General features: G+C 71.4%; 25 protein-coding genes and 2 pseudogenes. 10 read left to right on the top strand and 17 right to left on the bottom strand.

Going from position 1 to position 23,709, the window contains the following annotated elements; translation table 11 throughout:
* Nucleotides 1-17 precede the first annotated feature (17 nt).
* The 10 genes and pseudogenes from ACFHWE_RS21040 to ACFHWE_RS20995 form a co-directional block, all read right to left on the bottom strand.
* On the bottom strand, nt 18-1,571 hold the full coding sequence (locus ACFHWE_RS21040; RefSeq protein WP_416603489.1) for a hypothetical protein: 1,554 nt from the start codon (nt 1,569-1,571) through the stop codon (nt 18-20).
* A 619-nt stretch (nt 1,572-2,190) separates the two neighbouring features.
* Complete coding sequence (locus ACFHWE_RS21035) at nt 2,191-2,499, bottom strand: lactococcin 972 family bacteriocin (RefSeq protein ID WP_416603487.1); 309 nt, start codon at nt 2,497-2,499, stop codon at nt 2,191-2,193.
* A gap of 240 nt (nt 2,500-2,739) precedes the next feature.
* A complete protein-coding gene (locus ACFHWE_RS21030; RefSeq protein ID WP_416603485.1) occupies nt 2,740-3,096 on the bottom strand; it encodes an antibiotic biosynthesis monooxygenase family protein in 357 nt (118 codons plus the stop codon).
* Between the two features lie 71 nt (nt 3,097-3,167).
* Nucleotides 3,168-3,610: pseudogene (locus ACFHWE_RS21025) on the bottom strand (VOC family protein).
* Between the two features lie 80 nt (nt 3,611-3,690).
* Nucleotides 3,691-4,367, bottom strand: a pseudogene (locus tag ACFHWE_RS21020) (DUF4276 family protein).
* Entirely contained in the window at nt 4,282-5,511 is a 1,230-nt protein-coding gene (locus tag ACFHWE_RS21015) for an AAA family ATPase (protein WP_416603483.1), read from the bottom strand. The pseudogene ACFHWE_RS21020 and the gene ACFHWE_RS21015 overlap by 86 nt, the downstream one beginning before the upstream one ends.
* Nucleotides 5,512-5,578: 67 nt before the next feature.
* The gene (locus tag ACFHWE_RS21010; protein WP_416603481.1) at nt 5,579-6,382 is read right to left on the bottom strand and encodes an SDR family oxidoreductase; all 804 of its coding nucleotides are present in this window, start codon (nt 6,380-6,382) and stop codon (nt 5,579-5,581) included.
* A 71-nt stretch (nt 6,383-6,453) separates the two neighbouring features.
* Nucleotides 6,454-7,947, bottom strand: coding sequence for a SulP family inorganic anion transporter (locus ACFHWE_RS21005; RefSeq protein ID WP_416603480.1), 1,494 nt, complete (start codon nt 7,945-7,947; stop codon nt 6,454-6,456).
* Nucleotides 7,948-8,198: 251 nt separating this feature from the next.
* The gene (locus ACFHWE_RS21000) at nt 8,199-9,368 is read right to left on the bottom strand and encodes an MFS transporter (RefSeq protein WP_416603495.1); all 1,170 of its coding nucleotides are present in this window, start codon (nt 9,366-9,368) and stop codon (nt 8,199-8,201) included.
* A gap of 142 nt (nt 9,369-9,510) precedes the next feature.
* Nucleotides 9,511-9,894 carry a MerR family transcriptional regulator gene (locus tag ACFHWE_RS20995; RefSeq protein WP_416603478.1) on the bottom strand — a complete coding sequence of 128 codons (384 nt, stop codon included), beginning with the start codon at nt 9,892-9,894 and terminating at the stop codon, nt 9,511-9,513.
* Nucleotides 9,895-10,035: 141 nt separating this feature from the next.
* On the opposite strand from ACFHWE_RS20995, the gene ACFHWE_RS20990 reads away from it, so the two are divergent.
* Complete coding sequence (locus tag ACFHWE_RS20990; protein WP_416603477.1) at nt 10,036-10,653, top strand: maleylpyruvate isomerase family mycothiol-dependent enzyme; 618 nt, start codon at nt 10,036-10,038, stop codon at nt 10,651-10,653.
* A 9-nt stretch (nt 10,654-10,662) separates the two neighbouring features.
* Here ACFHWE_RS20990 and ACFHWE_RS20985 read toward each other — a convergent pair whose 3' ends face one another.
* Together ACFHWE_RS20985 and ACFHWE_RS20980 are read right to left on the bottom strand one after the other, a co-directional pair.
* Entirely contained in the window at nt 10,663-12,291 is a 1,629-nt protein-coding gene (locus ACFHWE_RS20985) for a glycoside hydrolase family 10 protein (protein ID WP_416603476.1), read from the bottom strand.
* A 141-nt stretch (nt 12,292-12,432) separates the two neighbouring features.
* Nucleotides 12,433-12,843 (bottom strand): ester cyclase, encoded by a 411-nt coding sequence (locus ACFHWE_RS20980; RefSeq protein ID WP_416603474.1) that lies wholly within the window; start codon nt 12,841-12,843, stop codon nt 12,433-12,435.
* Nucleotides 12,844-13,135: 292 nt separating this feature from the next.
* Between ACFHWE_RS20980 and ACFHWE_RS20975 the strand changes: the two genes are divergently transcribed.
* Nucleotides 13,136-14,305, top strand: a complete 1,170-nt coding sequence (locus tag ACFHWE_RS20975) for a UDP-N-acetylglucosamine--N-acetylmuramyl-(pentapeptide) pyrophosphoryl-undecaprenol N-acetylglucosamine transferase (RefSeq protein ID WP_416603473.1) — start codon at nt 13,136-13,138, stop codon at nt 14,303-14,305.
* A 93-nt stretch (nt 14,306-14,398) separates the two neighbouring features.
* Entirely contained in the window at nt 14,399-15,850 is a 1,452-nt protein-coding gene (gene argG, locus ACFHWE_RS20970; RefSeq protein WP_416603472.1) for an argininosuccinate synthase, read from the top strand.
* 102 nt (nt 15,851-15,952) lie between these two features.
* Here the strand turns inward: argG and ACFHWE_RS20965 are convergent, their stop codons facing one another.
* From ACFHWE_RS20965 to ACFHWE_RS20950, 4 genes are all read right to left on the bottom strand, one after another.
* The gene (locus tag ACFHWE_RS20965; RefSeq protein WP_416603471.1) at nt 15,953-16,750 is read right to left on the bottom strand and encodes a potassium channel family protein; all 798 of its coding nucleotides are present in this window, start codon (nt 16,748-16,750) and stop codon (nt 15,953-15,955) included.
* A gap of 621 nt (nt 16,751-17,371) precedes the next feature.
* The gene (locus tag ACFHWE_RS20960) at nt 17,372-17,569 is read right to left on the bottom strand and encodes a DUF397 domain-containing protein (protein ID WP_416603470.1); all 198 of its coding nucleotides are present in this window, start codon (nt 17,567-17,569) and stop codon (nt 17,372-17,374) included.
* Nucleotides 17,566-18,108, bottom strand: a complete 543-nt coding sequence (locus ACFHWE_RS20955) for a DUF5753 domain-containing protein (RefSeq protein ID WP_416603494.1) — start codon at nt 18,106-18,108, stop codon at nt 17,566-17,568. The genes ACFHWE_RS20960 and ACFHWE_RS20955 overlap by 4 nt, the downstream gene beginning before the upstream one ends.
* Nucleotides 18,109-18,129: 21 nt before the next feature.
* Nucleotides 18,130-18,414, bottom strand: a complete 285-nt coding sequence (locus tag ACFHWE_RS20950; protein WP_416603469.1) for a helix-turn-helix domain-containing protein — start codon at nt 18,412-18,414, stop codon at nt 18,130-18,132.
* A 212-nt stretch (nt 18,415-18,626) separates the two neighbouring features.
* Between ACFHWE_RS20950 and ACFHWE_RS20945 the strand changes: the two genes are divergently transcribed.
* The 6 genes from ACFHWE_RS20945 (at nt 18,627) to ACFHWE_RS20920 (ending at nt 21,517) form a co-directional block, all read left to right on the top strand.
* A complete protein-coding gene (locus ACFHWE_RS20945; RefSeq protein WP_416603493.1) occupies nt 18,627-18,812 on the top strand; it encodes a hypothetical protein in 186 nt (61 codons plus the stop codon).
* Nucleotides 18,809-19,078, top strand: a complete 270-nt coding sequence (locus ACFHWE_RS20940) for a hypothetical protein (protein ID WP_416603467.1) — start codon at nt 18,809-18,811, stop codon at nt 19,076-19,078. Before ACFHWE_RS20945 ends, ACFHWE_RS20940 begins: the two co-directional genes overlap by 4 nt.
* Nucleotide 19,079: 1 nt before the next feature.
* Entirely contained in the window at nt 19,080-19,316 is a 237-nt protein-coding gene (locus tag ACFHWE_RS20935; protein ID WP_416603466.1) for a hypothetical protein, read from the top strand.
* Nucleotides 19,313-19,519: a hypothetical protein gene (locus ACFHWE_RS20930; RefSeq protein ID WP_416603464.1), complete on the top strand. Its 207-nt coding sequence runs from the start codon at nt 19,313-19,315 to the stop codon at nt 19,517-19,519. The genes ACFHWE_RS20935 and ACFHWE_RS20930 overlap by 4 nt, the downstream gene beginning before the upstream one ends.
* 282 nt (nt 19,520-19,801) lie before the next feature.
* Nucleotides 19,802-20,974 carry an MFS transporter gene (locus tag ACFHWE_RS20925; RefSeq protein ID WP_416603463.1) on the top strand — a complete coding sequence of 391 codons (1,173 nt, stop codon included), beginning with the start codon at nt 19,802-19,804 and terminating at the stop codon, nt 20,972-20,974.
* A 75-nt stretch (nt 20,975-21,049) separates the two neighbouring features.
* The gene (locus ACFHWE_RS20920) at nt 21,050-21,517 is read left to right on the top strand and encodes a PPOX class F420-dependent oxidoreductase (RefSeq protein ID WP_416603461.1); all 468 of its coding nucleotides are present in this window, start codon (nt 21,050-21,052) and stop codon (nt 21,515-21,517) included.
* 22 nt (nt 21,518-21,539) lie between these two features.
* Here the strand turns inward: ACFHWE_RS20920 and ACFHWE_RS20915 are convergent, their stop codons facing one another.
* Nucleotides 21,540-22,697, bottom strand: a complete 1,158-nt coding sequence (locus ACFHWE_RS20915) for a DUF3500 domain-containing protein (RefSeq protein ID WP_416603460.1) — start codon at nt 22,695-22,697, stop codon at nt 21,540-21,542.
* A gap of 176 nt (nt 22,698-22,873) precedes the next feature.
* On the opposite strand from ACFHWE_RS20915, the gene ACFHWE_RS20910 reads away from it, so the two are divergent.
* The gene (locus ACFHWE_RS20910; RefSeq protein WP_416603491.1) at nt 22,874-23,692 is read left to right on the top strand and encodes an AraC family transcriptional regulator; all 819 of its coding nucleotides are present in this window, start codon (nt 22,874-22,876) and stop codon (nt 23,690-23,692) included.
* Nucleotides 23,693-23,709 lie beyond the last annotated feature (17 nt).

Here is a 23,709-nt window from a genome sequence, read left to right as displayed (position 1 = left end):
CACGGCGGGGGTCCCTTTCAGGCCTGGGCGGCGCCCTCACGGACGATACGGCGGTGGAAGTACAGGAGGATCGCGGCGATGAGCAGGAGACCGCCACCCGCGATGGCGATGGCCAGAAGCGGTTCCAGGGCGGCGACGGCGGCCTGCTCGGGGGTGGGTGCGAGGGTGCCCGGGGTGGGTGGGCCATCGACGCGGATCAGGACGCGGAAGGCCCGCAGGGCCGCCCAGCCGAGGAACGCCAGCGCCAGGGCACCCTCCGCGACCAGCAGCCGGCGGTGGATGGCGGTGAACCGCCAACCGCTGATGTGCTTGGCGAAGATCGTCTGGGCCCGGGTGCGGACGTGGACCAGGCACACCGCGACCGCGGTCATCACCAGCACCCCCGTGGCCGCGGCCAGGTTGAAGGACTGCAGTCGCAGGTGACGGACCTGTTCGGCGTAGTCGTCGGCGAGGCTGGTGACGACCATCTGGAGCCCGTTGATGTAGGTGGAGAAGGGCGGCGTGGCGATGGACTCCTCCACCTCCTCGGGGTCGGGGAAGACGATCCCGGCCTGTGTCGCGAAGGCGACGTAGAGTTTGTCGGAGAGCACCGCGCCGTCGGGCAGGACGAAGATCACCGGGTCGTCGAGGAAGGGGACCCGGGGCCGTCCCACCGGGCCGTCGGATCCGTAGGTGAACACCTCTTGGCCGTCTGCGGTGGGCAGCACCTCGGTGTCGAACCGCTGGGGATCGCTCCCGGCCGGTCGGCCGTAGCCGTTCCAGGAGGCGGCCCGTTCCCCGGCCGACCTTGCCACGGTCTCCTCCCACTCGGCGAGGGATTCCGGGAGAAGGACGCGGACCGTGTCGGAGGGGCCGTAGCGCTCGCCGTCGGGGGAGAGTATCTCCTGGTGCTCCAGGTAGGTGTCGTTGACCACGAGCAGGTCGGCCCCCGGAGCCGGTTCGCCCGGCGGGGCCATGACGGCGGACTGCTGCCGTACGGACAGGATGATCTGGCCTTCCTCGTCGGCCTGGCGCAGCCAGCCGCCCACGAGCGGGTCCATGGATTCACCCACTTCCGCGAAGTCCACACTGCCGGAGAGCGTGATGCGCGAGGCCTGCCCCGCCTCGGAGTAGACGTCGAACTCCTCCCGGTGCTCCCGGAGGTTCTGGGCGGAGTGGACGACCAGGCTCACCGAGACCAGGACCAGGACCAGGGCGGGGACCCGGACGGCGTAGGCGCTCGCGGTGGCCGGCCTGGCGGGGATCCTTCCCTTGAGCGCGTCGAGGAGGCTCGTGGCCTGCAACAGTGCCAGGGCGAAGGCATGGGTGAGAAGGGCGGTGCCCAGGAACAGGGCCAGCAGCCACCCCGCGATCCGGGCGAAGAGCACGAATTGGGCGAGCCCGTTGTAGAGCAGGAGCGCGGCCGTGATCCCCACGACCGTGCAACCGCCCGCCAGGAGGTGGAAGCGCCCGATCTGCGCCAGGTCCCGCGCCAGAATCCTGGTGTAGGGGTACCCCTGGAGCCGGAGCACCCCGTAGTTCCTGGCGTTCAGCAGAACGCCGGAACCGGTGACGGTGATACCGCACAGCACGGTGATGACGAGGGCGAAGCTGAGGTCCCCCCCCGAGACGGAAGAGGTCGGTCCACCTGAGGGCGTACCCGCCCTCGCTGTTGGTGTCGTGCAGGCCGATACCGGCCAGTGCGGACTCGAAGGCGGCCGTGTCCGCTTCGGTGCCGAAGACGAGGTAGAAGCCGCGGGGGTCGTCCCGGTCCAGTTCCCCGAAGGGGTGCACCCGGGTGTCCATGGTGTGCCCGAACACCGGATATCCGTCCTCCAGCCAGTCCGAGGCGAGCGCGCCCTCCTGGCCCGGAGCCAGGTAGAGGTGGCGCAGCGAACCGGGATCGCGCAGGTCGGGCACCTGGAGTGCCACGGAGACCCCCGTCTCCCGAGCGAAGCCCTCGACGGTCTCGGTGATCTGGGACCGGTCCGCGGTCTGGTCGTTGCTGCTGGCCCAGACGACTCCCGCGGGGACCGTGGTCGTCATCTCCTCGTAGGAGCGGACCGTGAGGAAGGAGAAGAACGCGGCGGTGAACAGCAGCGCCAAGTGGATGAAGAGGATGCTTCGGTGAAGCACGGGGGCTCCGGGCTGGTCGGCGGCGGGAGGCCGTCAGCGCGGGGACGCTGACGGCCTCTGGACGTGCTCGCGGGTTCAGGAGCTCACGCAGCGGTTCCAGTAGGTCGCGTTGCCCCACGCTGCGGAAGAGACTTCGGCGTAGGCGGTGTAGCCCTTCGGAGCGTAGTCGCGAACCACGTCATCACCTACCGCCGTCGCGCTGTGACCGCAACCGCCGTGGTAGTAGCTCGAATACACGGTGCCGCCGAAGGTGCCCTTGAAACCGTGGTCCCACACCCCGCCTCCCACGTACTCGATCACGGCGTAGGCCGGGGCCGCCGCTGCCGCCGCCAGCGCGGCGGTGATGGCCGCGGTGGCGGCGGCACGCTTGATGTTGTTGCCCATGATTCTCCTGCGAAGGGGGTTGTTTCTGGTCGCACACTGTGTGTGAACCGACGCAGAAACTACCCCCCCCAAAAAAGAAGAAGACAAGCGGACAATAGGTAGAAAAACACGCCGCAACATTCGTGGTATTGCGTCTCACCTGGGTCTTCGTCTTTGCTGAGTGCGGCGTGGCCACATCCGGCACGGCGGGAGCTGAACAGGGGCGGCCGGTGCGCACCGGCCGCCTCCCTTGCGAGGCGCTCAGCCCTGGGCGCAGACCCGCTGGACGACCTCGAAGCCCCACAGCTCGCTGCCGGTCGCGGCGGGCTTGGCGCCGCTCTCCCCGCCGTGCCCGTGGCCCGCCTGGCCGGCGTCCTTGGCCGCCTGGGCGTGGCCGCGCTGGAAGTCCTGGCCGCTCACCCAGTTCTGGAAGTCCTCCTCCGAAGTCCACCGCGTGTACACCAGGTACTTCTCGGTGCCCTCGACCGGGCGCAGGAGCTGGAACTCCTCGAAGCCGGGCTGGCCCTCCACCAGGCCCGCGCGCTTGGCGAAGCGCTCCTCCAGCGTGGCCCCGGAGCCCTCGGGGACGGTCAGGACGTTGAACTTGACGACGCTCATCGCGCACCTCTCGCATGATTCGGACTGCACCGCCCAACCTAGACCCGCTCCCGCCGGTGGCTCCGTCCGACTCAGCCGAGGACGACCCTCCCGTCTTCGTCGATCCGCCACCCCGGGTTGTGGGCCACCTCCCACACCACCCCGTTGGGGTCCCGCACGTGCGCGTGGAAGATCCCGCCGAACTCCCCCGGCTGCGGCTCCTTGAGCACCGTCCCCCCCCGGCGGCGGCCATCAGGGCCGCCGTTTCCCCGACCTCCTCCGGGCCGCCGACGTTGTGCGAGAGCGTCACCCCCCACACCCCGGGCACGCCGGTGCCGCCGTCCGGGCCGCCCAGGTCCCCGGCGAACTTGCCCGCGTCGAACAGCCCCAGGAACGTGCCGGGCGCCACCTGGAAGAAGACGATCTCCCTGGGGACGTCCACCAGCGGCTCCCAGCCGAGCCCGTCGCGGTAGAAGCGCCGGGCCGCGTCCAGGTCGGCGGTGACCAGCGTGATGAAGTGGACCTGCTGTTGCACGGGGCGGTCCCATCATCCTTGCCGGGTCCGCCGACACCACGGCGGATCCCGCCGACCGTGTCGCACCCGGCGTGGGCGTGTCAGGGGCGGCGGATGACCCCCAGCCGTTCGTCCACGGCACGAAACCACGCGTTGGCGTGCGGACACTGCCGCCGGACCGCGTCCACCCCGGTGAGGCCGATGGCATCAGGACCGTCCACGGTCTTGCGGTAGTCGGGTACCAGTGAACGCAACCGTTTGGACGGAGCGGTGTCGGGGCCGTCATTGACCAGTTCGGGGCCTCCCGAGCCGACCGTGAGGGCGCGGATGCGACGGGCGATCTTCGGTGCGCCGACGAGTTCGGACAGGACCTCCGGGCACGCCAGAACCCACGCCTCGGTCTCGTGCACCACCAGGTGCGGCAGGAAGCGCGTTCGCCGACGCACTCCCGCATCGCCGCCTCCACGTGCTCCACCCGTGACCGGGGCGGGCTCGGCGGGCGTGTCGCCATACCCGGAGCGTCCGAGGGCACACCGTAGTAGTCGATGAGGGTGCTGAGGACGGTGATGGAGGAGTCATGGAGCAGATTCCGGATCTCACGGTGCAGGGTGCCCCACCTACCGACCCCTCCCTTGACGTCACCCCCGCTCGTCGTGCGCTTCGTGGTGATGACCGACCAACTGACATAGGTGTCAGGGGTGATGAAGTACGGGCCGAGGGTGTCCTCGGTGAGCCGTTCCTCGGTCTGGCCCTCGCAGAGGATGTGGAGCCTGCGCACGGTCACCTTCGCTCCGAACGGGGACGGCCGCCGAGCAGGTTCTTCTGCCACAGTTCGCCCAGGGAGTAGTCGTCCAGCCACACACGCAGGGGACCGGGGGCCGGACGGCGGAACTCGGAGCCCCCCGCTCACGTTCGACGATGACCAGTTCGTCCAGCGCGAACTGGTCCACGAGGGTGGTCGACTGGGTGGCGATGACGATCTGGCTGGAAGTCCCGGCGGCCCGCAGCATGTCGGCGAGTTGGACGATGGCGTACGGGTGCAGGCCGAGTTCGGGCTCGTCCAGGACGATGATGCTGGGAGGGGTCGGCATACCGAGCAGGGTGGCCAGGCAGATGAAGCGCAATGTCCCGTCGGACAGGGCGCCTGCGGGGAACACGGTGTCGCTGTCCACCTGCTTCCAGCGCAGTTGTAGCTGTTCGTTCCGTTCGACGAGGACGAAGTCCCGGAGGAACGGTGCGACCTTGCGGATGTCGCGGAGGATACGCCGGTACGCGCGTGGTTCGGAGTCGCGCAAGCGCATGAGCGGTGCGGCGAGGTTGCCCGCGTCGGGGTGCAGGGTGAGGTTGTCGGACGCGTAGCCGATGCGCTTCATCGGGGCGTTCAAACCGGTGTCGTGGAAGTGGAAGACACGGCAGCCGCGAAGGACGTCGGCGATGGCTGTGAGAGCCTCTACGTCTGAGGAGGCGACAGCGGGGTCGGGCGCCTCGGAGAGCACGCTCTCCCCGTGTCCGCCCTTCACACGCAGCGGGTGTTCCGAGTCGGCGGGCCGGGTGATCTCTTCGCCGCTGAAGATCAAGCGGTCGTCGCGAGCCTCTGTCAGGGCCGCCTTGTAGGTGAACCCCTGATCACGGCATGCGGACGGGTCCTGCCGCCCGTGGGGTCCGATCGCGGCCCGCAGCCTGATCTCGGCGGCGCTGTCCGGCCCCTGGTGCAGCAGCCCTGACGCCCCGCCGTTCAGGCCGACGAAGAGCCCCAGGTCGCCGTCGGCGATACGGCCGAGCATGGCCAGCGCCGAGACGAAGTTGCTCTTGCCCGCGCCGTTGGCGCCGATGAGCACGTTCACGTCGCCGAGTTCGACCGTGGCCGAACGGATCGAGGTGAGTCCTTCGACGGTGAGGGAGCGGAGTCTGCGGCGTGCCATGCCTCAACCCTAGCCAGGCGGCGGCCGACCCGGGGTGCGCCCGCCGGGGCCGCCGCCCCGGTCCCCCTCAGAGGCCGTGCCTGCGGGCGACCATCCGCAGCACCGTCGCGTACGGCAGCAGGCGGCGCAGGGCGAACACCCTCGGCGCGTTGCTACCCACGGCGTAGAGGGGGCGCGGTCGGTCGGCGTCGACCGCGCGCAGGACGGTCTCGGCGACGGTCTCCGCGGAGATGCCCGCCGCCTCGTTGGCGTTGAGCCTGCCCAGCATGGTGCGGTACTCCTCGGTGAACGGCGAGCCCTCCCTCAGGTACTGGGTGCGCCGCTCGCTGATCCCGGTGTTGATCGACCCCGGCTCCACCGTCGTCACCCGGACCCCGTAGGGCGACACCTCGCGGCGCAGGGCGTCGGCGAACCCCTTGAGCGCCGCCTTGCTCGCCACGTAGGAGGACCGGTAGGCCAGCGGGAAGCTCGCCAGCATGGAGCCCACCATCACCACCCGGCCGTACCCGCGTTCGCGCATCCCCGGGAGCAGGAGCTGGGTCAGCCGGACCTGTCCGAGCACGTTGACCCGGAAGAGCCGCTCCAGGGCCTCGGGCGGCAGCTCCTCGAAGGGGCCGCTCTGGCTCTCACCGGCGTTGTTGACCAGCACGTCCACCGCCCCGGCGGCGGCCGCGCACGCCTCGATCGATGACTGGTCGGCCAGGTCCAGTGCCAGGTACTCCACCCCGGGGACCGGCTCGGAGACCGAACCGGGGGAGCGGCTGGTGCCGTAGACGCGGTAGCCGCGCCCGACCAGGGCGGCGGCCACGGCGGCCCCGATCCCGGAGGAGGCCCCCGTCACGAGTGCGGTCCTGGCGGTGGTGTCGGTCATGGGGCTCCTCGGAGACGGCGAAGGGGGCGCGGGCCGCTGACGGCCCGTGCCCCCTTCCTACCCCCGGGCCGTCAGTGGCCGCCGGCCAGGGTACCGGTCAGCTCCTTGTGCAACTGCCGACTCGGCCCGTTGAGGCCGGTGATCTCGACCTCGACGCCGTGCTTGCGGAAGTGTTCGGAGACGTGGTCGAGCGCCGCGACCGCCGAGGAGTCCCACACGTGGGCCTCCGACATGTCCACGACCACCTTGGACAGGTCCTTCTCGGCGTAGTCGAAGCGGCCCACCAACTGGTTGGTGGAGGCGAAGAACAGCTCGCCGTGCACTGAGTAGACGCGGGTGCCGCCCTCGGGGTCCAGGACGCTGGTGACGTCGGCCTGGGTGGCGGCCTTCTGGGCGAAGAGCACCATCGACACGACCACGCCGACGATCACGCCCATGGCCAGGTTGTGGGTGTAGACCACCACCGCGACCGTGGTGACCATGACCAGCGTCTCGGTCCAGGGCAGCCGCCGCACCGTCCTGGGGGCGACGCTGTGCCAGTCGAAGGTCACCACCGACACGAAGACCATCACAGCGACCAGCGCGGCCATCGGGATCATGCCCACGAGGTCGCCCAGCACCACGCACAGGATCAGCAGGAACACCCCGGCCAGGAAGGTCGAGACCCGGGTGCGGGCGCCCGAGGAGATGTTGATCATCGTCTGGCCGATCATCGCGCACCCGGCCATGCCGCCGAAGAAGCCCACGATCACGTTGGCGATGCCCTGGCCGCGCGCCTCGCGGGAGTGGTCCGAGGAGGTCTCGGTCCGCTCGTCGACGACCTTCGCGGTCATCAGCGACTCCATCAGCCCCACCAGCGCCAGCGTGAGGGAGAACGGCGCGATGAGGGTCAGGGTCTCCAGGGTCAGGGGCACGTCCGGCAGGAACGGGAAGGGGACACTGTCGGGCAGTTCGCCCATGTCCCCGACCGTGCTGGCCGGGATGCCCAGGGCGAGGGCCGCGGCGGTCAGCACCACGATCGCCACCAGCGGGGCGGGCACGACGGTGGTCAGCCTGGGCAGGCCGAAGATGATGGCCAGGCCGACGGCGACCATGGCGTAGACCGGCCAGCCCACGCCCCTCAGGTGGGGCAGTTGTGACAGGAAGATGAGGATGGCCAGGGCGTTGATGAACCCGGTCATGACGCTCGGCGGGACGAACCGCATGAGCTTGGCCACCCCGAGTAGGCCCAGGATGATCTGGATCGCCCCCGCCAGGATGGTGGCGGCCAGGAGGTAGTCGACGCCGTACTCCATGGACAGCGGGGCGGCGACCAGGGCCATCGCACCGGTGGCGGCGGAGATCATCGCGGGGCGGCCGCCGAGGAAGGAGATGGCGACGGCCATGACGAAGGAGGCGTACAGCCCCACACGCGGGTCGACCCCGGCGATGATGGAGAAGGCGATGGCCTCGGGGATCAGGGCCAGCGCCACGACCAGACCGGCGAGCACGTCCGCGCGGAGCTGGGCGGCGCCGGGGATCCTGGACTTGAGCGATCCTGCTCGGGTCTTCACGGGCGGAGCCATGGAACCCCTCTGGTTTCGGGCGGTCCACAGCACGGACCGCGGTGTTCGGTCTGTCGGAAGGCAGGCACCGGCGCACCGGGGGCGTGGGGCCCTCGCCGGGCGCGGTGGAGGATCGAAGGGGGCGGGCCGAGGTCGGCCCGACGCGTCAGACTCTACCGTTACGTGAGGGTTGGCGTCACCGTGGGCGACTGAGATACCCCTCACACATGGCGCAGAGTGATGAAATGTGAGTTAATGCCCGGTTCTTCACATCATGGGACCACGCGTGGACTGGGAGGCCGCGCGAAGCACACCCCGATCCCGACCACCGCGCACAGCGCCGCCAGGGCCAGCACCCCCGGACGGTAGGACCCCGCCCACTGGTGTGCCAGCGACAGCAGGATCGGCCCGACCGCCGTGGCGGCGACCACGATCCCCTGGGTGAGGCCGCGCAGGGACCCCAGGTTCGCCGTTCCGAAGTAGTACGGCAGCGCCGCGCCCTCCACGGCCCGCGCGCCCGCCGCCGCCGACCCCAGGGCCACCCCGTACAGGAGCGCGCCCGCACCGGGGCCGACCAGCGGCAGCACGGCGAGCGCCCCCGCGTGCAGGGCCATGGAGGCGCACATCAGCACCTTGGGGGAGAACCGGTCGGCCGCCCACCCGAACAGGACCGAGGCGCCCAGGCCGGCGACGGTCTGCGGCAGGAAGTTGGCCGCGGCCTCGGTGGGGGAGAGCCCCCGCTCGCCCAGGACCGAGATCTGGTGGAAGAACACGGCGGTGGCGACCAGCCCGCTGCACGCCACACCGGCCGCCATGGCCCAGAAGACCGACGTGCGCGCCACCTCCCGCAGCGGCCACTCCGGTGCCGGCGCGGACGCCTCCCCGCGGACCGCGCCCTCACCGCCCGTGGAGCCCTCGGCGGCCGGACCGGCTCCGCGCAGCCCCCAGAAGGCGATGGGCAGCACGACGGCCCAGACGAGCAGAGCCTCGGCAGCGAAGGTGTAGCGCCAGCCCACCAGCGTGACCACCTGTTCGGCGATGAGCGGGAACAGGGAGATCCCCGCGGACCCCAGGGAGGTGACCACCCCAAGCGCGAACCCGCGGTTGCGTGTCACGGTGATGGCGACGGCGGTCGTGGCCACCAGTGTCACACCGCCCTGGCCCAGGGCCCGGACGCCGACGAACCCGGCGGTGAGGCCGACCACCTCCTGCACACAGGCCAGGCCGACGAGGAAGGCCCCGAAGCCCAGGGCGACGGCGGCCAGCGTCCGGCGCACCCCGAACCGGTCCACCGCCCGCCCGATCCAGGGCAGGGCGAGCGCTCCCGAGAGCGTGCCGACCATGTACGCCAGGGAGACCGCGGAACGGCCGATGCCCAGGTCGGCGATGACGTGGTCGACGAAGACCGAGATCCCGGCCGTCTGCCCGGGTCCGCTCAGCATGAGCAGCAGCGAGGAGACCGCGACGATCCGGGTCCGGCCGCGTGCGGCGGGTTCGGGGCGCTCGGTGGCGGAGGGGGTATCGGGGCCGGTGGCGGACAAGGGGGCTCCTCGTTCGGGGGTTGTGGCGCGGTCGGTGCGCCAGTCAGGCTGAGGCGTCGCGCTGCTTGCGCCGCAGCCGCTCGCCGAACTCCTCGGCCATATCCAACTGGCGGCGCAGCGCGGCGCACCGCTCGGCGATGTCTGCCTCGAACCGGTCCAGCCGCTCGGCCAGGGCCCGGCGCTCGTCCTCGCCGGTGGCGGCGGACTCCAGGCCGTCGACGGCCACCAGCAGGTCGCGGGTCTCCTCCAGGCTGAACCCCAGCGGCTTCATCCGCTTGATCAACTGGAGGCGGTCCACGTCGGAGGCGGTGTAGAGCCGGAACCCGCCCTGGGAGCGCGCGGAGGGCGCCACCAGCCCGACCTCGCCGTAGTAGCGGATCGTGCGCAGGGACAGCCCCGTGCGCTCCGCCACCTCACCAATCCGCATCCGGTGCTGTACCACCGTGGCCCCTCTCCGTCGCCGTCGTTCCACGGTAGAGGGCGCGGCGGAGCACCGCCGACGGGGCGCGGACCGGCCCCGCTCCTAGCCGGACCGCCGCGTGTCGGTGCCGTCCGCTACCGTCGCCGCATGAACCCTCTCTGGGCGGCCGCCCACACCGAACGCGCGGCCCTGGCCGCCGACCTCGCCGACCTCACCGAAGCACAGTGGGACACCCCGTCCCTGTGCACCGGCCTCACCGTCCGCGAGGTGCTCGCCCACATGACGGCGGGCGCCTCCCTGAGCCGCATGCGGTGGCTGGCCGGGGTGGTCCGCTGCCGGTTCGACTTCGACAGGCAGGTCGCCATGCGCCTGGCCGAGCGGATGGGCCGCACCCCCGCCGACACCCTGGAGAACTTCCGCGCCGCCGTCACCAGCACGACCGCGCCCCTCCCGGTCCTGCCCACCCTCGGCGAGGCCGTCGTACACGGCGAGGACATCCGCCGCCCTTTGGGTATCGCGCGCCGGTACCCGATCGACGTCCTCACCGAGCTGGCCGAGTACTACAGCGGCACCGACATGGCCGTGGTCGCCAAGGGGCGCATCGGCGGACTGCGCCTGGAGGCGGCGGACGGACCGTTCGCCGCCGGCGAGGGGTCGCTCGTGTCCGGCCCGACCCTGGCGCTCATCATGGCCATGACCGGGCGCGGCGTGTTCTGCGACGACCTCACCGGCGACGGTGTGCGGGTGCTGCGCGAACGCTGCTGACGGCGCCGCTCAGGAATCCGACCGGGCCGGCCGGACCGGCGCGGACGGCGCGCTCTCGCGGTGGAACCGGTCCAGCGCCGTCACGTAGTAGGTGCGCTCGCCAGGGTCGGGCACGGTGACGGCGGCCCTGCCGTAGGCGTCGGCGCGCACGGTGGCCGCGATCGAACGCGGGTCCTCCAGCAGGCAGGGGTCCTCGCGCGGGTCCAGGTCGCCCTCGAAGGCGTAGACGGCGTAGGAGGCCGGCGCGGGGAGCCCTGGGGCGCCCTCCCCCGGGCTGACCGGGATGAGCACGTTCCCGCCCGCCCGCACGGCCGCCTCGGCCACGGGCGGAGCGGGTGCCGCGTCGCCCAGGTCCTCGTCCAGCGGCATGAGGGCGGGGTGGCCGTAGTGCTCCTCGACCACGGTCTCCATGGCCTTTGCGGCGTTGGTGCGCAGGGACGTGGCGCTGAAGAACACGTCGCCGTCCACGCCGGGGTGGTCGCGGTTCAGGTTCAGGTGCGCGGAGAGCTCACCGGGGTCGGACCAGGCGCCCTCGTCGCCGACCTTGTAGGCGGCCTGGCCGATGTACAGGTGGGTGCCGGTGCCCGCGGTGACACGCTCCCACCAGCCCACCAGTTCGGCGTAGTCGGCCACGTCGAGCCCGATCTCCCAGTAGATCTGCGGGTTGACGTAGTCCAGCCACCCCTGGCGCACCCACCGGCGGCTGTCGGCGTAGATGCGGTCGTAGGACTCGAACCCGCGGGTGGCCGAGCCGTCCGGGTCGCTTGAGGCGTTGCGCCAGATCCCGAACGGGCTGACGCCGAACCGCACGTGCGGCTTGGCCTCGTGCACGGCCCGGCTCATCCCCTCGACCAGCAGGTCGACGTTGTGGCGCCGCCAGTTCGCGATGTCCTCGAACCCGGCCCCGTGCTCGGCGAAGGTGTCCTGGTCCGGGACCGGCACCCCGCTCACGGGATAGGGGTAGAAGTAGTCGTCGAAGTGCACGCCGTCCAGGTCGTAGTTGTCCACCGCGTGCATCATCGCCTCGATCACGAACGCGCGGGCCTCGGGCACGCCCGGGTCGTAGTAGAGGCGACCGCCGTACTCGAACACCCAGTCGGGGTTGCGCCGGGCGGGGTGGTCCGCCGCCAGCCGGTCCAGGTCGTCGTGCAGCGCCACCCGGTAGGGGTTGAACCAGCCGTGGAACTCCAGGTTGCGGGCGTGGGCCTGCTCGACGGCGAACTCCAGCGGGTCGTAGCCGGGGTCGCCGCCCTGCTCGCCGGTGAGCCACCGCGACCACGGTTCGTGGGGGGAGGGCCAGAAGGCGTCGGCGGTGGGGCGGATCTGGACGAACACCGCGTTGAGGCCGTTGGCGCGTGCCTCGTCGTAGAGCCCGGTCAGCTCGTCGCGCTGCTCCTGCGCCGTCATGCCCTGACGGCTGGGCCAGTCGATGTTGTGCACGCCCGCGATCCACTCGCCGCGCATCTGGCGTTTGGGCGGCGTCTGGGCGGAGGTCTCGCAGACGCTGGGGGCGCGCCGGGAGTCCTCGGCGGCCGCGGCGGGCGGGGCGTGGAGCAGGGACGCGGTGAGCGCCGTGGTCAGGGCGGTACAGGCGACAGCGGTTCGGGTGGTGGACGCGGGACGTCTGTGGTTCGCCAACGCGGTTCCTTTCCGTCTTCCTTGGTGGCGGCGGTGGACGGTCCCGCCCTCGGAGATTTCATGGAGTCATTACCCGACTACTTAGAGTGATGAACCTGGATCGTGGAAAGCCCCTCCGGCCCAGCGGAGACGGTCGTGCGGTCACGAGGTGGGGGGCATCCCGCCGACCTGTTGGAGCAGCGTGAACTTGTCGACGTACTCGCGCTCGTGCAGGATCAGGCCGTCGCGGACGTCCACCACACTGCACAGGTCGACACTGATCCGCCGCCCGCTGGCGGGGACGTCGATCAGCGGTCCGCGGTGTGTGCCCGTGACGGTCCCCTCCAGGACGCTCACCCCGTCCGCCTCGATCTGCCTGCGGACCGTGAGCTCCCAGTCCGGGAACGCCTGACTGAACATCCAGTTCCTGATCAGGCGGCCGTCGACGCCCTGACTGGCGCCCTCCTCGTCGGTGAACCCGTACTCGGGGTGGAGCATGCGCCGGATCCCCTCGCTGTCACCGGAGCGTATCGCGGTGAAGTACTCGCGTTGGATGTCGGCGGCCGTGCCCATGGCGCGGCACCCCCCTGTGCCGGTCTCGGTCCGTGCCGGCCGACGGGTACCGGCGTCCCCGCTGCCCAAGGTCCGGGTCCCGTCAGGGAACCCGTGCCCCATTCTCCCATCAGTGTCGATCCAGGTCAGGGGATACGCAAGGCCGGAACGTGTGTGCGGCGGGGGCTCAGGGGGGCTAACGTGCTATCGCGACCCGCGTCAGGGCCGCCCCGGCCCGTCGAGGCCGCGGATTCCCCCTAGAGACCTGTGAACCCCCGCCCGTGGCTCCCGCGGGCCATCAGATGGGAACGCCGTGCACAACAGCCAAGCCCAGGAACTGCGCCTCGTCGTGACCGGCGGAGGGACGGGAGGGCACACCTACCCCGCCCTGACCGCCGTCAACGCCCTGAGGAGCCGGTGGGAGGAAGGGGGCGGCACCCTCAGGGTCCTGTGGATCGGCGCCGCCGACAGCCTGGAGCAGCGCGTGGCCGCCGCCAACGGCATCGAGTTCGAGTCGGTCGCCGTGGGCAAGGTCCGCCGCGCGGCCAACCCCCTGAGGATGCTCAACGGCGAGAACATGCGGGACATGGCCAACGTGCCCCGCGGCGTCTCCCAGGCGCGGCGGATCATCAAGCGGTTCGCCCCCAACGCCGTGTTGGCCACCGGCGGCTACGTGGCCGTCCCGGTCGGCCTGGGCACGGCGGTGTGCCGCCGGCCGCTGGTGGTGCACGAGCAGACCGTGCGTCTGGGGCTGGCCAACAAGGTCCTCGCGCGCTTCGCCACCAGTGTCGCGGTGTCCTCGCCCTCCACCACCGAACTGCTGCCCGACGGGGTGCGCGACCGCGCGGTGGTGACCGGCAACCCGGTCCGCCCGGAGGTGCTCACCGGTGACGCCGCCAAGGCCGCCGGCGGGCTCGGGTTCGAGGGCCTGGACCCGGAGCGGCCCACCGTGTACGTCACCGGCGGTGCACAGGGCTCGGTGCAGATCAACGAGACCGTGCGCGACCTGCTGCCGTGGCTGCTCACCCGGGCCAACGTCGTCCACCAGTGCGGCGCGGCCAACGAGGAGGCGCTCCGCGAGGCCACGAGCGGTCTGGACCCCGAGCTGCTGGGCCGGTACCACCTGACCGCGTTCGTCGGACCGGAGCTGCCCGACGTCCTCGCCCTCGCCGACGTGGTGGTCTCCCGCAGCGGCGCGGGGACGATCGCCGAACTCACCGCGCTCGGCAAGGCCGCCGTGTTCGTCCCGCTGGCCACCTCGGCAGGGGACGAGCAGCGGCACAACGCCCGCCACCTCCAGGACTCGGGCGCGGCGGTGGCCCTGCTGGAGGAGGTGGACCCCCAGCGCCTGCGCGAGGCGGTCGAGCCACTGCTGGACGATCCCGAGCGGCGCGAGCGCATCGCCGACCGGGCGCGCCAGGCGGGCCGCCCCGACGCCGCCGAGCGGTTGGTGGACGTGGTCATGTCCGCGGCCCGGACCTGACCGGAGCCGCCCGAGGGGCCCGGGAGCGGTGCCGTTCGACACACCGCTCCCCCGGGTTTGAATGAGCATGCATATTCATGCATACTTATTGCCATGTCCAAGGTACTCACCTCTCTGCCCGTCGGTGAACGCGTCGGGATCGCCTTCTCCGGGGGTCTCGACACCTCGGTGGCGGTCGCGTGGATGCGCGAGAAGGGCGCCGTCCCGTGCACCTACACCGCCGACATCGGCCAGTACGACGAACCCGACATCGCCTCCGTGCCCGGCCGCGCCACCGAGTACGGCGCGGAGGTCTCCCGGCTGGTCGACGGTCGTGCGGCCCTGGTGGAGGAGGGACTCGCGGCCCTGGCCTGCGGCGCGTTCCACATCCGCTCCGGCGGCCGCGCCTACTTCAACACCACACCCCTCGGGCGGGCCGTCACCGGCACCCTGCTGGTGCGCGCCATGCTGGAGGACGGCGTGCAGATCTGGGGTGACGGCTCCACCTACAAGGGCAACGACATCGAGCGGTTCTACCGCTATGGCCTGCTCGCCAACCCGGCCCTGCGCATCTACAAGCCCTGGCTCGACGCCGACTTCGTCAACGAGCTCGGCGGCCGCAAGGAGATGTCGGAGTGGTTGGTCGAGCGAGGCCTGCCCTACCGGGACAGCGAGGAGAAGGCCTACTCCACCGACGCCAACATCTGGGGCGCCACCCACGAGGCCAAGTCCCTGGAGCACCTGGACACCGGCATCGAGATCGTCCAGCCCATCATGGGCGTGCGCTTCTGGGACCCCGAGGTGGAGATCGCCGCCGAGGACGTGACAATCGGGTTCGAACAGGGCCGTCCGGTCACCATCAACGGCAAGCACTTCCCCTCCGCCGTGGACCTGGTCCTGGAGGCCAACGCGATCGGCGGACGCCACGGCCTGGGCATGTCCGACCAGATCGAGAACCGCATCATCGAGGCCAAGAGCCGCGGCATCTACGAGTCCCCCGGCATGGCACTGCTGTTCACCGCCTACGAGCGGCTGGTCAACGCCATCCACAACGAGGACACCATCAGCCTCTACCACAACGAGGGACGGCGCCTGGGACGGCTCATGTACGAGGGGCGCTGGCTGGAGCCGCAGGCCCTCATGATGCGCGAGTCCCTCCAGCGCTGGGTGGGCACCGCCGTGACCGGCGAGGTGACCCTGCGCCTGCGGCGCGGCGAGGACTACTCGATCCTGGACACCACCGGCCCCGCGTTCAGCTACCACCCGGACAAACTGTCCATGGAGCGCACCGAGGACTCCGCGTTCGGCCCCGTCGACCGCATCGGCCAGTTGACCATGCGCAACCTCGACATCGCCGACTCGCGCGCCAAGCTGGAGGAGTACGCCCGCCTCGGGCTGGTGGGCGACGCCACCCAGCCCGCCACGATCGGCGCCGCGCAGGCCGCCGCCACCGGGCTCATCGGCGCGATGCCCGAGGGCGGCGCCGAGGCGATCGCCTCCCGCGGCCAGGGTTCGGAGGAGGGCGACCTGCTCGACCACGCCGCCCTGGAGGCGGGCAACGACTGACGGCCGGACGGCCCGCACATAGGTCGGGGGCCGCTCCTCGCGCTGGGGTTCCAGCGGAGGGAGCGGCCCCCGACTGCGTGGTCAATCCGCTGTCGGCGGCGGTCAGTTCGCCGAGGGCGGCGCGGACCCGGGTTCGGCGGAGGCGGCGGTGGCGGCCTCGGCCGGCTCCTGCTCGTCCAGTTCGCGCCGCAGAGCCCGGACCTCCGCGGTGAGCGTGCGGATCGCGGCCTGCTCGTCGTCGCGGTCGGAACTGTCGCGCACCTTCTCGATGAACCAGGAGGAGAGGGAACCGGTCACCACACCCACCAGGGCGATACCGCCGATGAACAGGCCCACGGCGATGAACCGGCCCTCGGTGGTGACGGGGTAGAAGTCGCCGTAGCCCACCGTGGTGATGGTCACCAGCGCCCACCACAGCGCGTCCGCGAAGGTCTGGATGTTGGCGCCCTCCATGCCGCGTTCGGCGTCGAGCACGGCCAGTGCGGCGACCACGATGAGCAGGGTCGTGCCGAGGGCGGCGTACATGGAGATGCGGCTGCGGAAGGTGACCGACAGCGTGCGGTTCAGCACGGTCAGGACGGTGAGCAGGCGCAGGAGGCGCAGCGGGCGCAGGATGGGCAGGGTGATGATCGCCAGGTCCACGAGGTTCGTGCGCACGAACCGCCAGCGGTTCGGGGCGATCCACAGGCGGACGGCGTAGTCGACGACGAAGGCCACCCACGTGACGGCCATGGCCGTGTTGCAGACGAACAGCCACGGATGCCCCAAGGCGGGGTCGAGGATCGGCCAGGCGTAGGCACCGAGGAACAGGAAGGCCGCCGCCACGAGTGGCCAGTCGGTCCAGCGGTGCCACTGCTCCGTGGTGGTGGGGTTCTCCGGGTTCTGGTCAGGACGGTCCATGCGTTCCATGACACCATCCCGGATGCCGTGGTCTGTAAACGAGGGCATAACGACTGGTCACAGGGGCGCATGAGGTTGATAACGGGGGAGTGGTGCTTGCGGGCGGGTGGCCCCTGCACTGGCGCAGGGGTCGCCCCCATCCCCGCGTGCGCGGGGCTCACCGCGTCTACGACAAGGACAGCATGTGGGGCGGGGGTCCATCCCCGCGTGCGCGGGGCTCACTCGGCCACGGCGCGGCCGATGCGCTCACCGAGCGGTCCATCCCCGCGTGCGCGGGGCTCACGTCCGGGCTGGTGCCCAGGGCGCGCTGGTCGGCGGTCCATCCCCGCGTGCGCGGGGCTCACGCCTGGAACGTCCGGAGGAGGGACTGGAGGAGCGGTCCATCCCCGCGTGCGCGGGGCTCACACTAAATGACCTGGGACAACGCAGCGCTTTATCTTCTTGTGACATCGACTGCGCGGCCTGCCCTCAACCATATCGCCCTGGGCTCGCGCACGCAGCCCTACGGACTCGGCATCTGGCCGCTCACCGCCCTGGCCGATAGACTCGGTGTGGGATATGCATTGGGTAATGCATGCGGAAGGCCCCCGGAGTGCCGGGGGTCTTCTTGTGTCTGGCGTCCTATCGGCCGGTGCGCATAGTGCCCAGAAGCGCGGACCACGCCTCAGCACCGAACGCGAGGTGTCCGGACTTCCGGTTCTGGGTGTCGCGCACGGCCACACCGTGGGGGAGGTCGGCGACCTCCACGCAGTTCTGGCCATGTGAACTGCTGTAGCTGGACTTACGCCAGTTGGACGGGTTCGTGTGGGCGATGCTCATGGGTTCGGTGCCTTCTGCGTCGAGTTGAGTAGCGCCGCGATCAGGTGGCGCGATTTCTCCACCGAGAGTGCGGTGGCTTGGATGTGCCTCCAGAGGCTCTCGTATCGCGCGAGGTGCGGAGGCTTTTCCAGGTACAGCTCATCGGAACCCGTGTCGACGTAGACCGCGCTCGGATCGGGCTCGGGGAAGTCCAGGATCACGAACGGCCCGGTGAGCGCGGCATGTGGTCCCGCTTCGTGCGGCAGTACCTGGATGCCGAGGGTCGGACACTGTGCATCGAGAAGGTATTGGAGCTGTTCCGCGAGGTCGGGGCCGATCTTGTGGAGTGCTGCCTCGTCGATGATGGCCCAGTACAGAGGAGCGTCTGGTCCGGTGAGGACCTGTTTGCGGATCATGCGGGCCTGTACGCGCCGGTCGATGTCGTCCTCGTCGGTGATCCCTCCGGAGCGGACGACCGCGCGGGCGTACTCCTCGGTCTGGAGCAATCCGGGGATGGCGAGGGCTTCGAACGTGCGGATCGACTTCGCTTCGGCTTCCAGACCGATGAACGTGCCCCCTCCCTAGACATCTGAGTAGGACACCCACCATCCGCGCTGGCGTGCCTGGCGAACGAGCGCGAGCGCGGCCTCTCGCTGATCTGAGTCCTCTACCTCGTAGATGTCGAGCAGGTCCTCGATGTCACGGCGGTTGGGCCGCTTCCACTGGTTCTGCTCGATGTGTGTCAGCTTGCCCCGCGACCAGCCGAGCTGGTCCGTCACGTACTGGGCGGTGTAGCCCTTCACCTCGCGCATGTCGCGGAGGAGGTACGAGAGGCGCCGTCGGCGCACGGTGGGGCTGCCGGTCACGTCTGGCCTCCTTCGGGTGCGGCTGTGGCTTGATCCTACGTCGATCTTCGCACTACGGGACATTTAGTCATCCACCAATCTTTTTTGTATCCACCAGAGGCTATATCCAGCATGAAAGTTTTTCTTTGGCATTGCAAATTCAGTGGCCAACATGGATCATGGCATTACCCAATGCAGTCGCCGGACCTCCCATCCGGCACCCAACCCAGGAGGTGTGCGCTTTGCGCTACCTGCACCCGTCCGCCCTGGCGGTGGTCCGCCACCGCGCCGCCGATCGGCTGTCCCGCCGCCGACACCGCTCCTCCCGCGTGCGGCTCTACGTCTCCCACCCGGCCGGAGACCTCGCGCCGCTGGCGCTGGCGATCCGGCTCCTGCTCGACCGGGGGGCGGCCGCATGATCGACATCACCACTTCCGACCTGCTCGCGGCCATCCGCGACGTCCTGGACGTGCCCCCGCCCGGCGGTGCGGACGGGCACCTGCTCTACCTGGAACTGGTCCGCGACCGGGGCGCGGCCGCCCGCCGCGCGCTGGGCTACGCCGCCGATTCGGGGGACCTGCTCGGGGCGCTGGACATGGTCGACGGAGCGCTCTCGCGCCTGCCGGTGGCCTACACCACCGGGGCGCAGCCCGAGCGGGCGCGTTCCATCCGGCGGGTGGTCTGACATGAACCACGTGTGCGACATCGCCGAGCTGTCCACCCTGGCCGACCTGACGGCGTGGGCGCGCGGGCACGGCGCCGGGCTGCGCTACCTCGGCCCGGACCTGGAGGGGCGGGCGGTCTACGCCGCCACGCGGGGGCACCTGACCCGGGTGGCGGTCACCGACCGGCCCGACCCGCACCGGCCGCCGCTGGTGTGGACCTCGCCCCTGGAACACCTGGGGAAGGAGAGGGCCACGTGAGCGCCCTGGAACACGCCCTGGACCAGATCCAGCGCGGGGCGTGGGTGCTCACCACCCGCACCGCCGCAGACGGCACGGTGACCTACGTGGCCCACCGCCCGCCCGGCTGGTCCGGGTCGGGTGACCCCTTCGAGGAGATCACCGCCCCGGATACGGCCGCGCTGCGCGCCCGGCTCGCCCACAGGTGCCGACGGGACGCCTAGTCTCCGCGCGCCCGGGACCCCTGGAAGCCTTCCGGGCGCGCGGGCTCCGCCCAACGAGCGGGGTCAGGGTTCGTTGTTGTGTAGTCGAGGTTCGTCCTGGGGCGAACCTCGGCGCTGAGTTTCGCCTTGGAGCGAACCTCGACCGTGAGGTGAGGCGGGGCCGCGGCCCCGCCCCCACCGCCGCCGTTCCGCGCGCCCGGCGGGGGCGGTGCGCGGGCCCGGTGGCCCCGCGTGGGATGATCCTCTGCCGTCGCGGGTGTCCTAGATGGGGGAGGGGGAGCCATGGTGCGCACGGGGCCGACCGGGCAGGGGTGGCTGCTGCCGCTCCTGGTGAGCGTGGTGTTCGCCAACACCGCCCTCAACCTCATCCGCCCGCTCATCTCCTACCGCACGATCGCCCTGGGCGGCGACGCCGTCGCCGTCGGCCTGGTCACCGCCGTCTACGCCCTGGTGCCGCTGCTCATCGCGGTCTCCGTGGGCCGAACCACCGACCGCGTCAGCCGGATCGGCTGGATCATCGGGCTGGGCGCCGCCCTCCTCGCCGCCGGAAGCCTCCTGCTGGCGGGCACCGGCGGCCTGGTCTCGATCGCCCTGGCCAGCACCGTGGTGGGTGTGGGCCACCTGCTGTGCATGGTCGCCGGACAGGGCATCATCGCCCGCCTGTCGCCCCCCGAGCACCTGGACCGCGACTTCGGCTGGTTCACCGCTGCGGCCTCCCTGGGCCAGCTCGCCGGACCGCTGATCTCCGGCGGGCTGCTCGCCGACGCCTCCGGTCCCGCCCTGCTCCAGGCCACCTCCACCGCCCTGACAGTCGCCGGTGTCCTGGCCGCACTGGCCTCGCTGGCGGTCCTGCCCCTGATGGCCGTGCGCGCCCCCGCCCACGCGCGCCGGGACGGACCCGCCGCGACCACGCGCGAGATCCTGAGCCGCCGCTGGATGCCCGCCGCGCTCCTGTCCAGCCTGGCGCTGCTGTCGGCCGTGGACATCCTCACCGCCTACCTGCCGCTGATCGCCGAGAGCCAGGGCCTCTCGCCCGTACTCGTCGGGGTCCTGCTGAGCCTGCGCGCCGGCACCTCCCTGATCTCGCGCCTGTGCCTGCCGTGGCTGCTCAACCGCTGGTCGCGCCGGAGCCTGATCGTGGCGAGCACGGCGGTCGCCGGGCTGTCCCTGGCCCTGGTGGCGGTGCCGGGCATCGGCCCGGTGGCGCTCGGCTCGGTGCTGGCGGCGGGCGGGTTCCTGTTCGGTCTGGGCCAGCCGCTCACCATGGCGGAGGTGGCCACGGCCGCCCCGGAGGGCGCGCGGGGGGCGGCGCTGGCCCTGCGCATGTGGGGGAACCGGCTCGGCCAGGTGGCTATCCCCGCCGCCGCGGCCGGAGTCGCGGGTTCGGCCGGGGCTCCGGGGGCGCTGCTGGTCTCGGCGGCGGTCCTGTTCGCGGCCTCCTTCGCCGCCCGTTAGCTGTGTCGTGCCCGTGTGGACGGCCGTGGCCGGTCTACTGGGACCGACCTTCCGCAACCGAGGAATCGAGGAACCATGAGCCCCAAGATCGCCACCAACACCGGGGTCGACCGCAACGCACTGATCGACTTCGTCCGGACCCGGCACCGGGCCCTGCTCATCACCCGCCGCCGGGACGGCTCCCCGCAGGCGTCCCCGGTCACGTGCGGTGTGGACGGGCAGGGGCGGATCGTGGTCTCCACCTACCCGGAGCGGGCCAAGGCGCGCAACGCGGCCCGGGACGCGCGGGTGAGCGTGGTCGTGCTCTCCGACGACTTCGACGGCCCCTGGGTGCAGATCGACGGGAGTGCCGAGGTCATCGACGGTCAGGCGGCGGTCGAGCCGCTCGTCGAGTACTTCCGGGTGATCGCGGGGGAGCACCCGGACTGGGACGAGTACCGCGAGGCGATGCGCCGCCAGGGCAAGGCGCTCGTGCGCGTCACCCCGGAGCGCTGGGGGCCGGTGGCCACGGGCGGCTTCCCCGCCGACCGCGTCCCCGAGTGAGCCCTCCCCGGCCCGTCCGGGCTCAGGTCCACCCGTAGTCGGAGGTCCTGTCGCGGAAGACGGTGTGCGGGTGCACGCCGTCCATGACCCTGTCGGGCCGGTTGGCGTACTCGATCCACACGGAGGGCCCCTGGAGGCGGACGTAGGTCTTCACGTCGTCGGCGTCCGTGGCGCCGCTCCACCCCAGGTAGGTGCGGTCGTATTCGGACACGTACTTGGCGACGAGCCGTTCGGCGGACTCGGCGTCCATGTCGTCCACCCAGGTGCGCACCATCGCGGTGACCAGGTCCTGCTGCTCCTCGGTGAGTTCGGCGACCACGATGCCCTTGGGCGCGGGGTAGGGGCCGCTGTCGCCCGGACCCAGGGTGAGGTGGTCGAACGCGTCCTCGTTCTCGCTCTCGATCTCGGCGGCGGCCCGCTGAGCGCCGGTGAGGGCGGCGACGGCGGACAGGGTGGCCTCCTGGGAGTCGGCCAGCGGGGCGTAGGACCGGCCCTCCCACTCGAACTCCACCGGCTCGACCGCCGTCAGGGTGGGGGACATGCTCACGTCGCCGCCGCCGTAGGTGAGGTTGTAGGCCAGGTGGTGGCCGCCGAACTGGATCATGAACTCGCTCGTCTCGTCCGGCTCCCCGAAGAAGGCGATCGCGTACAGGTCGGCGCCGTACTCCGGGCCCTCCGCCTCGGGGGAGGCGCCGCCATCGTCCTCGTCCTCCCGCGACTCCTGGATCGACGCGAGGCGGGCGTCGGCCGCGCGGATGCCCTGGAGTTGGCGGAACCCCTGTTCGCTGAGGGCCGCCCGCATGACACTCAGGGCCGCTTCCCTCTGCTCTCCGTCCATGTCGGCCAGGGCCAGGCCGTTGCGCCTGAGGTAGTCGAAGGGCACGTAGGACCAGCCGGTCCGCTTGGCCTCGTCCCGGAACTCGTGCAGGGCCTCGCTCCGCTGCTCCCCGGACAGGGTGCTGAGGAAGGCGTCGGCGGCGGCCACGACCTCGGCGGTGTTGGCGTTGCCGTCGATCTCGGTCTCCGGTGACGGCTCCCGCCCCTTGAGGAGGGCCTCGCCGTCGACCTCGCAGCCCGTGGCGGCGCCCGCCCACACGGCCAGCACCGCCGAGCACAGCGTTCGGGCGCCGCGGCGTGCCCGGCTCGTGGGGACCGGCTGGGGTCCGACCGCACCGGGCATGGGACTCCTCGGCAGGAGAAGGGGACCGCGTCACGTCGAACCTAGTCAGTGCGGTGGCCGCCGTCGCCCGGGACACGCCGGCCCCCGGGGCCGCTTCTGCCCCCGTGCCGAGGGGAGGGGTGGTAGCACGGCTCCGACCAGGGATGATTAGCCTTGTCCGGGTGAGCGACCCAGACATCCGGCCGACCGGGGCCGCGCCGCGCGCCGCCGGGGCGCAGGGCGGCGCGGCCGAGCGCCGACGCCTGCCCAGCTACGCCGCCGGTGAGATCGAGGTGCCCTTCGTCGCTCTGCCCTCGGCGGAGGTCATCCCCAGGGACACCTTCTGGGAGGAGCACTCCCACCCCACGCACGAACTGCTGTGGAACCAGCGGGGTTCGTCCTCGGTCACCGTGGGGGCGCGGGTCTGGACGATCACGCCCGTGCTGGGCCTGTGGATCCCGGCGGGTGCGCCCCACTCCGGGTGGACCCCGGCCGGGACCTGGCACCGCGCCGTCCAGTTCGGCATCCACGCCGTGCCCTCGATCTCCGAGCGGCCCGTCGCGGTGGGGATCACCCGGCTCCTGCGCCTGCTGCTGGACCGGCTCGGCGCCGAGGACCTCACCCCGTCCGAACGCGCGCGGACGGAGGCGATGGTGCTCGATCTGCTCGCCCCCGCCGAGAACGAACTGCTGCTGCGCATCCCCGAGTCGCCGCTGCTCGCCCCGATCGTCGAGGCGGTCCGCGCCGATCCGGCCGACGGCACGCCCCTGGCCGTGTGGGCGGAGCGGCTCGGTGTGAGCACCCGCACGCTCACGCGGGCCTTCCACGCCGAGACCGGGCTCGGGTTCAGCCGGTGGCTGGCCGCCGCGCGGGTGCAGCAGGCGATCGGGATGCTGGCGAGGGGGGAGGGCATCGAGGAGGTCGCCGAGAGCGTCGGATACCACTCGGCGAGCGCGTTCGGCGCGGCGTTCCGACGGGTCACGGGGATGAGCCCGGCCCGGTTCCGGGACCAGTGATGTCCGTTTCGCTACAA

This window comes from Nocardiopsis sp. LOL_012 (assembly GCF_048060475.1).
Lineage (GTDB): Bacteria > Actinomycetota > Actinomycetes > Streptosporangiales > Streptosporangiaceae > Nocardiopsis.
The sequence above is the reverse complement of the archived record's forward strand: the minus strand, read 5'-3'. Positions and strand labels throughout refer to the sequence as shown.

Excerpts from the sequence above, each read along its gene's own strand:
- ACFHWE_RS21010 (WP_416603481.1), bottom strand. The coding sequence starts at position 6,382 with ATGACCGACACCACCGCCAGGACCGCACTCGTGACGGGGGCCTCCTCC.
- argG (WP_416603472.1), top strand. The coding sequence starts at position 14,399 with ATGTCCAAGGTACTCACCTCTCTGCCCGTCGGTGAACGCGTCGGGATC.
- ACFHWE_RS21000 (WP_416603495.1), bottom strand. The coding sequence starts at position 9,368 with ATGCTGAGCGGACCCGGGCAGACGGCCGGGATCTCGGTCTTCGTCGAC.
- ACFHWE_RS21015 (WP_416603483.1), bottom strand. The coding sequence starts at position 5,511 with ATGGCACGCCGCAGACTCCGCTCCCTCACCGTCGAAGGACTCACCTCG.
- ACFHWE_RS20960 (WP_416603470.1), bottom strand. The coding sequence starts at position 17,569 with ATGAGCATCGCCCACACGAACCCGTCCAACTGGCGTAAGTCCAGCTAC.
- ACFHWE_RS20980 (WP_416603474.1), bottom strand. The coding sequence starts at position 12,843 with ATGGGCACGGCCGCCGACATCCAACGCGAGTACTTCACCGCGATACGC.
- ACFHWE_RS20990 (WP_416603477.1), top strand. The coding sequence starts at position 10,036 with ATGAACCCTCTCTGGGCGGCCGCCCACACCGAACGCGCGGCCCTGGCC.
- ACFHWE_RS20935 (WP_416603466.1), top strand. The coding sequence starts at position 19,080 with ATGAACCACGTGTGCGACATCGCCGAGCTGTCCACCCTGGCCGACCTG.
- ACFHWE_RS20995 (WP_416603478.1), bottom strand. The coding sequence starts at position 9,894 with ATGCGGATTGGTGAGGTGGCGGAGCGCACGGGGCTGTCCCTGCGCACG.
- ACFHWE_RS20915 (WP_416603460.1), bottom strand. The coding sequence starts at position 22,697 with ATGCCCGGTGCGGTCGGACCCCAGCCGGTCCCCACGAGCCGGGCACGC.
- ACFHWE_RS21030 (WP_416603485.1), bottom strand. The coding sequence starts at position 3,096 with ATGAGCGTCGTCAAGTTCAACGTCCTGACCGTCCCCGAGGGCTCCGGG.
- ACFHWE_RS20920 (WP_416603461.1), top strand. The coding sequence starts at position 21,050 with ATGAGCCCCAAGATCGCCACCAACACCGGGGTCGACCGCAACGCACTG.
- ACFHWE_RS21005 (WP_416603480.1), bottom strand. The coding sequence starts at position 7,947 with ATGGCTCCGCCCGTGAAGACCCGAGCAGGATCGCTCAAGTCCAGGATC.
- ACFHWE_RS20940 (WP_416603467.1), top strand. The coding sequence starts at position 18,809 with ATGATCGACATCACCACTTCCGACCTGCTCGCGGCCATCCGCGACGTC.
- ACFHWE_RS20965 (WP_416603471.1), bottom strand. The coding sequence starts at position 16,750 with ATGGACCGTCCTGACCAGAACCCGGAGAACCCCACCACCACGGAGCAG.
- ACFHWE_RS20925 (WP_416603463.1), top strand. The coding sequence starts at position 19,802 with ATGGTGCGCACGGGGCCGACCGGGCAGGGGTGGCTGCTGCCGCTCCTG.
- ACFHWE_RS21035 (WP_416603487.1), bottom strand. The coding sequence starts at position 2,499 with ATGGGCAACAACATCAAGCGTGCCGCCGCCACCGCGGCCATCACCGCC.